Genomic DNA, 12,700 nt, shown 5'->3' on the forward strand with positions numbered 1-12,700 from the left:
GAGACTCGCCGGGCCGGGTCAGTCGGGCAGCAGACTGCCCCGGCGCGACAGCAGGAAGCGCTTGAAGGCCGCCACCGGCGGGGTGTCGGGGTGGCCGTCGAGCCACGCGACCCCGATCTCGCGTGCCGCGCGCGGCGCTGTCACCGTCAGCTCGACCACCCCTGGCCGGGCGACGGCGGGCGGCGGCAGCAGGGCCACTCCGAGCCCGGCCGCGACCAGGCCGCGCAGGGTCTCCGCCTCCTCGCCCTCGAACGCGACCCGGGGGGTGAAACCGGCCTCGGCGCAGAGGTCGTCGGTGATCCGGCGCAGTCCGTAACCGGGTTCGAGGGTGACGAACGTTTCGTCGGCGGCCTCGGCGAGGCGGACACGGCGGCGGCCGGCCAGCCGGTGGTCGTCGGGGACGACCAGCCGCAGCCGCTGTTCGTCCAGGCGCCTGGCCACGAGGTCCGGGGCGTCGGGGACGGGTGAGGTGAGGCAGAGGTCGAGGCCGCCCGCCCGCAGGCGTTCGATCATGGCCTCGCCGTAGTTCTGGACGAGTTGGAAGCGGACCTTGGGGTGGTCCGCGCGGAAGGCGCGGATCAGGGCGGGCACGGTCTCCGAACCCATGGTGTGCAGGAAGCCGAAGGCGACCTTGCCCGCCGTGGGGTCGGCGTCGGCGCGGACCGAGTCGGCCGCCTTCTCCACCTCCGCCAGGGCGCGTTCGGCGGAGCCGAGGAAGGTGCGGCCGGCCGGAGTGAGCGAGACGGTGCGGCCCCGGCGCGCGAACAGTGCGACGCCGAGGTCCTGTTCGAGCCTCACCATGGCCCGCGAGAGCGTCGACTGGGGCACTCCGAGCTCGTGCGCGGCGCGGGTGACGTGCTCGTGACGGGCCACCGCCTCGAAGTACGCGAGACGTGGCGCGAGCACGGCCCGGATGTCTTCTTCGTAACTGCTCGGTGACAGCCGAGCCCCTGAGCTGGGTTGATGCACCATGGGAACGATTATGAGGGTTTCATGCATTGGACGCATGAAACGGCCCGGTCTACGTTCGCCGTATGCCTCCTGCCAGTACCGGGGCGTCCACCGTCATGCTGGACGCCACCGTTCCGTCCTCCGCCGCCTCTCCCACCGTCCCGGACCGCCTGACGCCCGGCGGCCCCGGCTACCGCCGGATGAGCTTCGCGCTCTTCGCCGCGGGGATCGCGACCTTCGCCCTCCTGTACTCCACCCAGGCCCTGCTGCCCGCCGTGTCCGCGTCCTTCGGCGCGACGGCCGGCCAGGCGAGCTGGACGGTCTCGGCGGCGACCGGTGCGCTGGCCCTCTGCGTCCTGCCGCTGAGCGCTCTCTCGGAGCGCTTCGGGCGGCGCCAGATGATGACGGCCTCCCTGGCGGTCGCCGTGGTGATCGGGATGCTCGTCCCCTTCGCCCCGTCGATCGGCTGGCTGATCGCGCTGCGCGCGGTGCAGGGTGCGGCACTGGCGGGGCTGCCGGCCTCCGCGATGGCCTACCTGGCCGAGGAGGTCCGGCCGAAGGCACTGGTGGCCGCGATCGGCCTGTTCGTGGCGGGCAACAGCATCGGCGGCATGAGCGGCCGCATCCTCGCCGGATGGGTCGCCCAGCTGTGGGGATGGCGGGTGGCGCTCGGCGCGATCGGGCTGCTCGCCGTGGCCTGCGCGGTGGTCTTCCACCTCCTGATCCCCAGGGCCAGGCACTTCAGCCCCGCCTCGCTCAACCCGAAGGCGCTGGCGAGGACCGTCACCGGTCACCTGTCCGACCCGCTGCTGCGCCGGCTGTACGCCATCGGCGCCCTGTTCATGACGGTGTTCGGCGCGGTGTACACCGTGATCGGCTACCGCCTGGTCGACGAGCCGTTCGGCCTCCCGCAGGGCGTCGTCGGCTCGATCTTCCTGGTCTACCTCGTCGGCACGGTCTCCTCCGCCGCCGCGGGCCGGCTGGTCGCCCGGCTCGGCCGCCGGGGCGCGCTCTACCTCGCCGTCTCCACGACGGCCGCGGGTCTGCTGCTCTCCCTGGCCGACCAGCTGGCCGCGATCCTGACGGGCCTCGTCCTCATCACGGCGGGCTTCTTCGCCGGGCACGCGGTCGCCTCGTCCTCGGTGAGCCGCACGGCGACGACGGGCCGCGCCCAGGCCTCGGCCCTGTACCAGTCCGCCTACTACCTGGGCTCCAGCGCGGGCGGAACGCTCGGCGCCGTCGCCTTCCACACCGGCGGCTGGGCCGGCACGGTCGCACTGGGCGTCCTCGCGGTCCTCGGCGTCCTGTCGATCACCCTCTTCGGCAGCAGGGCGGCCCGGACGGAGCGTCTCCGCGCCGCGTCCCCGGCACCGGTGCACAACTGAGACCTCCCCGGCACAACCGCCGCTCCCCGACGCGCGTCCAACAAGCGGAGACCACCGCTGGGCGAACGTGAAGGGGAGCAGGCGCACATGAGACTCATGGGGAACATATCGGGCGTACGGGTGCGGCGCGGTGCCGTTCTGTCCGTCGCCGGCCTGGTGGCCGCACCGGCCCTCGTCCTGAGCACCGGGACGGCCGCCCAGGCAGCCTCCTGCACGGCCGCGAAGGGGCCGTACCAGAAGCAGGCGGAGAAGTGGCTGAAGCGCACGGCCGACGGGAAGCAGTCGGTCGCCGACTGCAAGGCGATCCGCTCCTTCCAGGCCGACAAGGGGATCACCCCGGCCGCCGGGTACGCGGGGCCGGTCACCTGGCGCACGATGAAGACCATCACCGCGCAGAAGGCCGCGGGGAAGAATCCCAACGCCGCGAAGAAGTGCCCCACGAACAAGGGGCGCATCGCGTGTGTGGACCTGACCAGGCAGCTGAGCTGGATCCAGGACGGGTCCAAGCTGAAGTTCGGGCCGGTGCCGGTGCGTACGGGCCGCAACGGTGACGAGACCCGGACCGGCTCCAAGAAGATCTACTGGCGCAACATCAACCACTGGTCGACGCTCTACGACGTCAGCATGCCGTACGCCCAGTTCTTCGACGGCGGGCAGGCGTTCCACTCGGTCACCAAGTCCATGTACAACAACCCGGGATCGGCGGGCTGCGTCAACATGCGCCCGGGGGACGCGAAGGCGTACTGGAACCTGCTGAAGAACGGCGACGACGTCTACGTCTACGGGCGCAAGCCCGGCACCTGAGCCGCGGTTTCCCGCTTCCCACCCCGGTTGTCAGTGCCCTGCGGTAGCTTCCACGGTGAGCGGTGTCACAGCGCGACTGGGGTGGAGCGATGAGTGATCTGACAGCGACGACGGACATCGACAGCCGTCTCGAGGGACACCGGGTCGAGCTGACCGGCTACTGCTACCGGATGCTCGGCTCGGCCTTCGAGGCGGAGGACGCGGTCCAGGACACGCTGGTCCGTGCCTGGCGCAACTTCGACAAGTTCGAGGGCCGTTCCTCGCTGCGCTCCTGGCTGTACCGCATCGCGACGAACGTCTGCCTGGACATGCTGAAGGCCGGCAACAAGCGGGCCAGGCCGGTGGATCTGACCGGACCGACGCCGCTGGCCCAGGCCGCGCTGAACCCCCTCCCGGAGAACACCTGGCTGGAGCCGATGCCGGACGGCCGCGTCCTGCCCTCGGTCGCCGACCCGGCGGAGGCGGCCGTGGCCCGGGAGTCGGTGCGCCTCGCGTTCGTCGCGGCCCTCCAGCACCTCCCGCCCAAGCAGCGCGCGGTGCTCATCCTGCGCGAGGTCCTGGCGTGGAAGGCCAGCGAGGTCGCCGAGTTGCTCGACACCTCGGTCGCCTCGGTCAACAGCGCCCTGCAGCGGGCCCGGGCGACGCTGTCGGACACGGAGGGCACGGCCCCGGACACCTCGAATCCGCTGGACGACGAGCAGCGCAAGCTGCTGGACCGCTATGTGGCGGCGTTCGAGGGGTACGACATGGCCGCGCTGACGGCACTGCTCCACGAGGACGCCGTGATGACGATGCCGCCGTTCGACCTCTGGCTGCGGGGGCACGACGACATCACCGGCTTCATGCTCAGCATCGGAGCGGGCTGCGCGGGTTCCCGGCTGGTGGCGACGGAGGCCAACGGGACTCCGGCCTTCGCCCACTACAAGCCGAATCCGGACGGACCGGGCTTCGTGCCGTGGGCGGTGCAGGTCATCGACATCTCGGACGGAGCCATCACCGGGATGCACTGCTTCCTGGACACCCCGCGCTGGTTCCCGCTGTTCGGGCTCCCGGACCACCTGGATGCCGACGCGTGAGAGTGCGACGCCCCGTGGTGATCGGCTGGACCCTGCTCGTGGCGGGTGGCTGGGCGGCGACGCTGTTGCTGGGCGAGCCGTCCGCCACGGCGGGCCCGGACCCGGCCCCTGCCGCCGGGGTCGGGGAGGACGACCCCGAACCGGGGCCGCAGCCGGAGGGGTCGTGCCCGACGCCGGAGGCGACATCGCCTCCGGCGAGCACCGATCCGTCGCTGCTCGCGAAGGTGCCGGGTGAGTACGGGGAAGGCCATGTGCAGGGGGTCTACTGCCTCCGCACCGTGATCCGCGACCACGCCGAGATCCGCTGACCGTCCGTCAGTCCCGGGCCTGCCGGACGTTGCCAACCACGTCCGTCAGGCCCACGAGGTCGAGCAGAGCCGTGAGTTCGGCGGGGGCACGGCGCAGGCGCAGTCGGACGCCCCCGGCTCTGCGCGCGACGAGCCCCAGCCGCGCTATCGCCTCGACCAGGGCGAGGTCGGAGTGCGTCACCCCGCCCACGTCGCAGTCGATCGCCGCGAGACCGGGGGCTCCGGCCAGCAGCGCCTCCAGTTCGGCGCAGAGCCCCGGCACCTGGGCACGGGTGACCCGGCCGGCGACGACGAGAGCGTTCGGAGTGATGGCGTCCACACCAGGGAGACCGGTGAGAGGCCCGGAACTCATCGGCCGGGCGGGCCGTGTCTCAGCCGACGGGGAGGACGCCGGTGTCCAGATCGAGACCGAAGGGCTTCGGCAGCGTCAGCGTCCCGCCGTACTCGACCGCCTCCAGCAGCCGGTAGGTGCCGTCGCTCGGTTCCCCGTACAGGGTCGCGGTCGGGCGGCCGGAGTGCCACGGGTCGAGCAGGAGGAACAGCTCGATGCCGGCCTTCGCGTACCCGTGCGCCTTACCGATGCGGTCGTGGTTGGCGTTGGCCGGTGAGGTGATCTCCACGACGAGGCGGACCTCTTCCGCCGGGACGCGATTGCCCGGTCCGGACGCGACCGCCCGCGGCAGGACGACGAGATCGGGGATGTACAGCCCCGCTCGTCCGGGCACGGAGACCCCGAGCGTCTGGTAGATCTCCCAGTCCTCCGGGATGACGGTGTACAGCCTGCGCTGGAGCAGCGCTGCTGTGGTGTTGTGGTCCTTGGACGGCGGTGGCGACACGGTGACGATCCCCTCGATGATCTCCACCTTGCAGCCCTCGGGTGCGTCCGTCTCCTCCCAGATCCGGACGAGGTCGTCCCAGTCCTGGCCGTGGCCCGGCCCGGGATCGACGGTGAGTGCGCTCATGGCGGTCTCCTCTTATCGGTGCGTCACCGAGTCCAGCATGCCGAACGGGACCGGTGGTGGTCCACCGGTCCCGTTCACCCGAAAGGGAAAGCCGCAGGTCAGGCGATACGTTCCCGCACCACCGGCGTGGCGGTGAAGGGGGTGCCCGACGGTGCGATGTCGTACGAGCCCGGAAGCGCCTTGAGCGCGTACTCGAACTTCTCGGGGGTGTCCGTGTGCAGGGTCATCAGCGGCTGGCCCTCGGCCACCGTGTCGCCCGGCTTGGCGTGGAGTTCGACGCCCGCGCCCGCCTGCACCGGGTCCTCCTTGCGTGCGCGGCCGGCGCCGAGGCGCCAGGCGGCGACGCCGACGTCGTAGGCGTCCAGGCGCGTCAGCACGCCCGAGGACGGGGCGCTGATCACGTGCTGCTCGCGGGCGACGGGGAGTCGCGCGTCCGGGTCGCCGCCCTGGGCCGAGATCATCCGGCGCCAGACGTCCATCGCGGAGCCGTCGGCCAGGGCCTTCTCCGGGTCGGCGTCCTTGAGCCCGGCCGCGTCGAGCATCTCGCGGGCGAGCGCCAGGGTCAGGTCGACGACGTCCTTGGGGCCGCCGCCGGCGAGGACCTCGACGGACTCGCGGACCTCCAGGGCGTTGCCCGCGGTCAGGCCCAGCGGGGTGGACATGTCGGTGAGCAGGGCGACCGTGCGGACACCGCTGTCGGTGCCCAGCGCGACCATGGTGGAGGCCAGTTCGCGGGCGTCCTCGATGGTCTTCATGAAGGCGCCGGAGCCGACCTTCACGTCGAGGACGAGCGCGCCGGTGCCCTCGGCGATCTTCTTGGACATGATCGAGCTGGCGATGAGCGGGATCGCCTCGACGGTGCCGGTGACGTCGCGCAGCGCGTACAGCTTCTTGTCGGCCGGGGCGAGGCCGTCGCCCGCCGCGCAGATCACGGCGCCGGTGGTGTCGAGGACGTCGAGCATCTCGGCGTTGGAGATGTGGGCGCGCCAGCCGGGGATGGACTCCAGCTTGTCGAGGGTGCCACCGGTGTGGCCGAGGCCCCGACCGCTCAGCTGCGGCACCGCGGCACCGCAGGCGGCGACCAGCGGGGCGAGCGGCAGGGTGATCTTGTCGCCGACGCCGCCGGTGGAGTGCTTGTCGGTGGTGGGGCGGGAGAGCGCGCCGAAGTCCATCCGCTCGCCGGAGGCGATCATCGCGGCGGTCCAGCGGGCGATCTCGGTGCGGTTCATGCCGTTGAGCAGGATCGCCATGGCCAGCGCGGACATCTGCTCGTCGGCGACCTCGCCGCGCGTGTACGCGTCGATGACCCAGTCGATCTGCTCGGGGCTGAGCTCGCCCCGGTCCCGCTTGGTGCGGATGACGGAGATGGCGTCCATGGGAGGGGAGTCCTTCCGGCCGGAGGGGTAGGCGAGAGTCCCGCTGACTCTACGCGCATAGAGAGAAAACGTTCCGCCACCCCGCGCCCAGGGCCCGACGGGCCGGCCCGGGGACGGGGTGGCGGTGGGGGTTACTACCCCAGGTTCTGCGGCCCGAAGGCCTGCGGCAGCATCTCGTCGAGCGTACGGAGCCCGTCCGGGGTCTCCAGCACGAGCTCGGGACCGCCGAACTCGTACAGCAGCTGACGGCACCGTCCGCACGGCACGAGCACCGCGCCGGCGCCGTCCACGCAGGTGAAGTGGGTCAGCCGGCCGCCGCCCGTGGCCGCCAGCTGCGAGACCAGCCCGCACTCGGCGCACAGGCCGATGCCGTACGAGGCGTTCTCGACGTTGCATCCGGTGATCATGCGACCGTCGTCGACGAGAGCGGCCACGCCGACCGGGTAGCCCGAGTACGGGGCGTACGCCCGGGACATCGCGTCCCGGGCGGCCTCGCGCAGCGCGTCCCAGTCGACGGGGGCGGCGGGCGTCACTTGCCCTCGCCCTTGCGGTACGGCACACCGTCCGCCTTGGGCATGCGCAACCTCTGCGCGGACAGCGCGAGGACGAGCAGAGTGGTGACGTAGGGCGCGGCGTCGACGAACTGGCTCGGCACCTGGTCCGTCAGGAAGTACCAGGTGAACAGCAGGGCGGAGATGGCCGCCGAGATCAGCGCCGTCAGGTACTTCTTCCGGTACAGCTGCCAGAACACGACGATCACGAGCAGGATCGCCAGGAGCAGCAGCATCGCGTGGACGTTCTCGGCACCCCCGCGCAGCTTGAGGCTGTCGGTGAAGCCGAAGAGACCGGCACCCAGGGCCATGCCGCCCGGCATCCAGTTGCCGAAGATCATCGCGGCGAGACCGATGTAACCACGGCCGCCGGTCTGGCCCTCCTGGTAGATGCTGGTGGCGACGATGGCCAGGAAGGCACCGCCGAGTCCGGCCAGGCCGCCCGAGATCGTCACGGCGATGTACTTGTACTTGTAGACGTTGACGCCGAGGGTCTCCGCCGCGACGGGGCTCTCACCGCAGGAGCGGAGCCGCAGACCGAAGGCGGTGCGCCACAGCACGAACCAGGTGACCGGGATGAGCAGCAGGGCGACGACGGTCAGCAGCGAGAGGCCGGTGACCAGGCCGCCGATGATGCCGGCCAGGTCGGAGACGAAGAACCAGTGGTGTTGTTGCAGGTCCTGCATCCAGTCCGAGAGCCCCGGAACAGTGATCTTGTCGATCTCCTCGAGTCGCGGTGACTGCTTGGAGGAGCCACCCGGCGCGTCGGCGAACGTGAAGTTCGACAGGTAGCGGGTGACGCCCACGGCGAGGATGTTGATGGCCACACCGGAGACGATGTGGTTCACGCCGAAGGTGACCGTGATGACCGCGTGCAGCAGACCGCCCAGCGCACCGCCGATGATGCCGAACAGGACGCCCACCCAGGGGCCCCACTGGAATCCGGCCCAGGCACCGAACCAGGTGCCGAGGATCATCATGCCTTCGAGGCCGATGTTGACGACGCCCGCCCGCTCGGCCCACAGTCCGCCGAGGCCGGCCAGGCCGATCGGCACGGCCAGCTCCAGGGCACCGCTCACCTGGCCCACGGAGGTGACGTCGTTCGCGCCGCTGATCAGGCGGACCAGCGAGACGAGGGCCAGCGCGCCGGCGATGATCAGCAGCACGACGGGCAGGGAGAGCCTGCGTCGGCCGCCGCCCTTCTTGGGGGCGACGCGTGCGGCGGAGACTTCGGTGCTCACAGGGCCGCCTCCTTCTCGGTGGTGAGGGCGTGGCCGGCGGCGAGTTCCTCGCCGACCTTCTGCTGCTGACGGCGGGTCCCGTAACGCCGGACGAGTTCGTAGCTGACGACGACCGAGATCACGATCAGGCCCTGCATGATCGTGGCGATCTCCTTCTCGAAACCGAACTGGTCGAGCGGGGACGACGCCTTGTCCAGGAACGCGATCAGCAGGGCGCTGAGGGCGATGCCCACCGGGTGGTTGCGGCCGAGCAGCGCGATGGTGATGCCGGTGAAGCCGAGGCCGACCGGGAAGTCGAGGCTGTACGTGTGGGTGTCGCCCAGCAGCGTCGGCATGCCGACAAGACCGGCGATGGCACCCGAGATCAGCATCGAGGTCAGGATCATCTTCTTGGCGTCGACGCCGGAGGCCTGGGCGGCGCTCTCGCTGGCGCCCGTGGCGCGCAGGTCGAAGCCGAACCGGGTGCGGTTCAGGACGAGCCAGTAGACGAGTCCGCAGCCCGCGGCGACGAAGGTGAATCCGTAGATCTCACCGGCGTCCGGGCTCAGCGGGAGGCCCGGGAACCAGCCGGCCTCCGGGATCTCGCCGGTCGTGAGGTTGTTGGAGCCGGCCGCCTGGTCGCCGAAGTTCGTCGGCAGGATCAGCCAGGCGATCAGCGAGGTCGAGATGGAGTTGAGCATGATCGTCGCGACGACCTCGCTCACCCCGCGGGTCGTCTTGAGGATGCCCGCGATGCCGGCCCAGAACGCGCCGACCAGCATGGCCACGATCACGATCAGGGCGATCTGGAGCGGACCGGGGAGGGTGACGCTGGCCCCGACGAGGGCGGCCACCATCGCCGCGAGCCGGTACTGCCCGTCGACGCCGATGTTGAAGAGGTTCATCCTGAAGCCGACCGCGACCGCGAGAGCGGCGAGGTAGTACGTACCGGCCTGGTTGATGATCAGGACCTGTACGTCGCTGTACGACACCTGCTCGAAGAGGAGGCGGTACAGCTCGAACGGGTCGCGGTTCGAGATGAGCAGCACCAGGGTGCTGAGGGCGAACGCGACGACCAGGGCGAGCGCCGGGCCGGCGAAGCCCAGGATCAGCCGGTCCTTGTCGAACTTCTTCATCAGGCCTCGTCCTCCGGTGCTGCTTCGAGGTGACCGGCGGCGGCGCCGGTCATGGCCGAGCCCAGTTCCTCGGGTGTGATGGTGGCGGGGTCGGCGTCCGCGACCAGCTGTCCGCGGTACATGACGCGCAGGGTGTCGGAGAGCCCGATCAGCTCGTCCAGGTCGGCCGAGATGAGCAGCACCGCGAGTCCCTCACGGCGTGCCTCGCGGATCTGGTCCCAGATCTGGGCCTGGGCGCCGACGTCCACACCCCGGGTGGGGTGGGCGGCGATCAGGAGTTTCGGGTTGTGGCTCATCTCCCGGCCGACGATCAGCTTCTGCTGGTTGCCGCCGGACAGGGAGGCGGCGGTGACCTCGATGCCGGGGGTCCGGACGTCGTACTCGCGCACGATCCGTTCGGTGTCGGCGCGGGCCGCCTTGGGGTCCAGGAGGAAGCCGCGGCTGTTGGGCTTCTCCGTGACGTGCCCCAGGATGCGGTTCTCCCACAGGGGGGCGTCCAGCAGGACACCGTGGCGGTGGCGGTCCTCCGGGATGTACCCGATGCCGCTCTCCCGCCGCTTGCGGGTGGGGGTGCGGGAGATGTCGTCGCCGTCCAGCGAGATCACTCCGCCGTCCGGGGTACGCATGCCGACGAGGGCCTCGATCAGCTCGGTCTGCCCGTTGCCCTCGACACCCGCGATGCCGAGGACCTCTCCTTTGTGGATGGTGAACCCGATGCCGGACAGCACCTCGCGGACGACTCCGTCCGGGTCCGTCGCGCCGAGGGAGAGCCCTTCGACCTTCAGCATCGGCACATCGGTCACCGTCGACTCGCGCGTCTCCGGCGACGGGAGCTCGCTGCCGACCATGAGCTCGGCAAGCTGCTTGGTGGTGGTGTTCGCCGGGTCGGCGGTGCCGACGGTCGTACCCCGCCGGATCACCGTGATCTCGTCGGCGACGGAGAGGACCTCCCCGAGCTTGTGCGAGATGAAGATGACGGTGAGTCCCTCGGCCTTCAGTTCCCTGAGGTTGGCGAAGAGCGCGTCGACCTCCTGCGGGACCAGCACGGCGGTCGGCTCGTCCAGGATGAGGATGCGGGCACCGCGGTAGAGGACCTTGAGGATCTCCACACGCTGACGGTCGGCGACCCCGAGGTCCTCGACGAGTGCGTCGGGACGCACGCCCAGGCCGTACGCGTCGGAGATCTCCTCGATCTTCCTGCGCGCGGCCGATCCGATGCCGTGCAGCTTCTCCCCGCCCAGGACGACGTTCTCCAGGACGGTGAAGTTGTCCGCGAGCATGAAGTGCTGGTGCACCATGCCGATCCCGCGTGCGATGGCGTCACCCGGGTTGCTGAACGAGACCTGCTCGCCGTTCACCGCGATGGTGCCCTCGTCCGGCTTCTGCATGCCGTAGAGGATCTTCATCAGGGTGGACTTGCCGGCACCGTTCTCGCCGACGAGGGCATGGACCGTGCCCTGACGGACGGTGATCCCGATGTCGTGGTTGGCGACGACTCCGGGGAAACGCTTGGTGATGCCGTGCAGTTCTACGGCGGGGGGACTGCTGGACGCGTTGATGACGCACTCTCCTTGGCCGGACAGGAGCGGGACACAGGGGGCAGGGGCGGGGGCGAAGTTATCGCGCCCAAGGGCTGTCTACACGCGTAGTGCTGCCGAATCGTAAGGCGTAGGTCCACGACCTGGTCCGGACTCGGGCTCCCGGGCCGGTACGAGCAGGGCACTGCGAGGCACAACTTCTTCGGTACGTCGATGCTTCGGTACTTCTGGCGGACACCCCACGGGCCCGGAGTGCGACGGTACGCGCTCCGGGCCCACGGGAAACCAGCCGTTCGACCGGAACCTTACGGGGCGGTCCTGACGGTGATCTTGCCGTCGATGATTTCCTTCTTCGCCTTGTCCACGGCGGCGATGACGTCGGTCATCTTGGTGAAGGCGGCGTTGGACGTGGCCAGGCCGACGCCGTCCTTGTCGAGGCCGTAACGGACCTCACCGGACTCGGGCTTGCCGTCCTTGACGGACTTGATCAGGTTGAAGACGGAGTCCTCGACGTCCTTGGTGACGGAGGTCAGGATCGACTCCTTGTAGGCGGCCAGACCCTCCTGCGCGTACTGGTCGGAGTCGACGCCGATGTTCCACTTGCCCGCCTTGGAGACGGCCTCGATGGCACCGGAACCGGCCAGGCCGGCCGCCGAGTAGACCACGTCGGCGCCCTTGTCGAGCTGGCCCTGGGCGGCGGCCTTGCCGAGGTCGGGCTTCGAGAAGCCGTCGAAGTTCGGCGGCTGCGTCAGGTACTGCGGGACGACCTTCACCGAGGAGTCGGTGTCGGTCACGCCCTGCACGAAGCCGGCCTCGAACTTCTTGATCAGCGGGGTCTCGACGCCGCCGATGAAGCCGACCTTCTTGGTCTTGGTGACCTTGGCGGCGGCCACACCCGCGAGGTAGGAGCCCTGCTCCTCGTTGAACACTATGTTCGCGATGTTGTCGCCGGTGACCGAGGCGTCGTCGATGATGCCGAAGGTGATCTTCGGGAACTTCGGCGCGACCTTCTTGATGGCCGGGGCGTAGGCGAAGCCGACGCCGATCACCGGGTTGTTGCCGGCGCGGGCCAGCGCGGTGAGGCGCTGCACCTTGTCGGCGTCGGCCTCGCCGTCCGAGGGCTCGGCCTCGGTGCCCTTGACGTCGAGTTCCTTCTCGGCGCGGGCCAGACCCGCGTAGGCGGCGTCGTTGAACGACTGGTCGCCACGACCGCCGATGTCGTACGCGATGGCTGTCTTGGCGCCCTTCGAGTCGGACGAGGTGCCCGACGAGGAGGTCGACGATTCGCCACACGCGGTTACGCTGAGCGCAAGCGCCGCGGACATGACGCCCACGGTGGCAATCCTGGTGATCCGGCGCAAGGGAAGGCTCCTTCAAACCTGACCGAAGCGCC

At 70.3% G+C, this 12,700-nt stretch carries 13 protein-coding genes; 4 read left to right on the plus strand and 9 right to left on the minus strand.

What is annotated here, in order from left to right:
* Positions 1–18 precede the first annotated feature (18 nt).
* A complete protein-coding gene (locus IA22_RS0114385; RefSeq protein ID WP_014154443.1) occupies positions 19–972 on the minus strand; it encodes a LysR family transcriptional regulator in 954 nt (317 codons plus the stop codon).
* 62 nt (positions 973–1,034) lie between these two features.
* On the opposite strand from IA22_RS0114385, the gene IA22_RS0114390 reads away from it, so the two are divergent.
* From IA22_RS0114390 to IA22_RS0114405, 4 genes are all read left to right on the plus strand, one after another.
* On the plus strand, positions 1,035–2,336 hold the full coding sequence (locus IA22_RS0114390; protein WP_030123839.1) for an MFS transporter: 1,302 nt from the start codon (positions 1,035–1,037) through the stop codon (positions 2,334–2,336).
* A 96-nt stretch (positions 2,337–2,432) separates the two neighbouring features.
* Entirely contained in the window at positions 2,433–3,140 is a 708-nt protein-coding gene (locus IA22_RS0114395; RefSeq protein WP_015578476.1) for a L,D-transpeptidase family protein, read from the plus strand.
* An 89-nt stretch (positions 3,141–3,229) separates the two neighbouring features.
* On the plus strand, positions 3,230–4,216 hold the full coding sequence (locus IA22_RS0114400; protein ID WP_030123840.1) for a sigma-70 family RNA polymerase sigma factor: 987 nt from the start codon (positions 3,230–3,232) through the stop codon (positions 4,214–4,216).
* On the plus strand, positions 4,213–4,524 hold the full coding sequence (locus IA22_RS0114405; RefSeq protein ID WP_030123841.1) for a hypothetical protein: 312 nt from the start codon (positions 4,213–4,215) through the stop codon (positions 4,522–4,524). The genes IA22_RS0114400 and IA22_RS0114405 overlap by 4 nt, the downstream gene beginning before the upstream one ends.
* Before the next feature lie 7 nt (positions 4,525–4,531).
* Here the strand turns inward: IA22_RS0114405 and IA22_RS0114410 are convergent, their stop codons facing one another.
* From IA22_RS0114410 to IA22_RS0114445, 8 genes are all read right to left on the minus strand, one after another.
* Complete coding sequence (locus tag IA22_RS0114410) at positions 4,532–4,876, minus strand: STAS domain-containing protein (RefSeq protein WP_014154448.1); 345 nt, start codon at positions 4,874–4,876, stop codon at positions 4,532–4,534.
* 19 nt (positions 4,877–4,895) lie between these two features.
* Positions 4,896–5,486: a Uma2 family endonuclease gene (locus tag IA22_RS0114415; protein ID WP_030123842.1), complete on the minus strand. Its 591-nt coding sequence runs from the start codon at positions 5,484–5,486 to the stop codon at positions 4,896–4,898.
* A gap of 98 nt (positions 5,487–5,584) precedes the next feature.
* Positions 5,585–6,862 (minus strand): thymidine phosphorylase, encoded by a 1,278-nt coding sequence (locus IA22_RS0114420; protein ID WP_030123843.1) that lies wholly within the window; start codon positions 6,860–6,862, stop codon positions 5,585–5,587.
* A 134-nt stretch (positions 6,863–6,996) separates the two neighbouring features.
* The gene (locus IA22_RS0114425; RefSeq protein ID WP_014154451.1) at positions 6,997–7,395 is read right to left on the minus strand and encodes a cytidine deaminase; all 399 of its coding nucleotides are present in this window, start codon (positions 7,393–7,395) and stop codon (positions 6,997–6,999) included.
* Positions 7,392–8,654 carry an ABC transporter permease gene (locus tag IA22_RS0114430; protein WP_014154452.1) on the minus strand — a complete coding sequence of 421 codons (1,263 nt, stop codon included), beginning with the start codon at positions 8,652–8,654 and terminating at the stop codon, positions 7,392–7,394. Before IA22_RS0114430 ends, IA22_RS0114425 begins: the two co-directional genes overlap by 4 nt.
* A complete protein-coding gene (locus tag IA22_RS0114435; protein ID WP_014154453.1) occupies positions 8,651–9,769 on the minus strand; it encodes an ABC transporter permease in 1,119 nt (372 codons plus the stop codon). Before IA22_RS0114435 ends, IA22_RS0114430 begins: the two co-directional genes overlap by 4 nt.
* Positions 9,769–11,352: an ABC transporter ATP-binding protein gene (locus IA22_RS0114440; RefSeq protein WP_078468380.1), complete on the minus strand. Its 1,584-nt coding sequence runs from the start codon at positions 11,350–11,352 to the stop codon at positions 9,769–9,771. Before IA22_RS0114440 ends, IA22_RS0114435 begins: the two co-directional genes overlap by 1 nt.
* Before the next feature lie 260 nt (positions 11,353–11,612).
* Positions 11,613–12,668, minus strand: coding sequence for a BMP family lipoprotein (locus IA22_RS0114445; RefSeq protein WP_014154455.1), 1,056 nt, complete (start codon positions 12,666–12,668; stop codon positions 11,613–11,615).
* Positions 12,669–12,700: the final 32 nt, after the last annotated feature.

Source organism: Kitasatospora papulosa (assembly GCF_000717245.1).
Classification (GTDB): domain Bacteria; phylum Actinomycetota; class Actinomycetes; order Streptomycetales; family Streptomycetaceae; genus Streptomyces; species Streptomyces papulosus.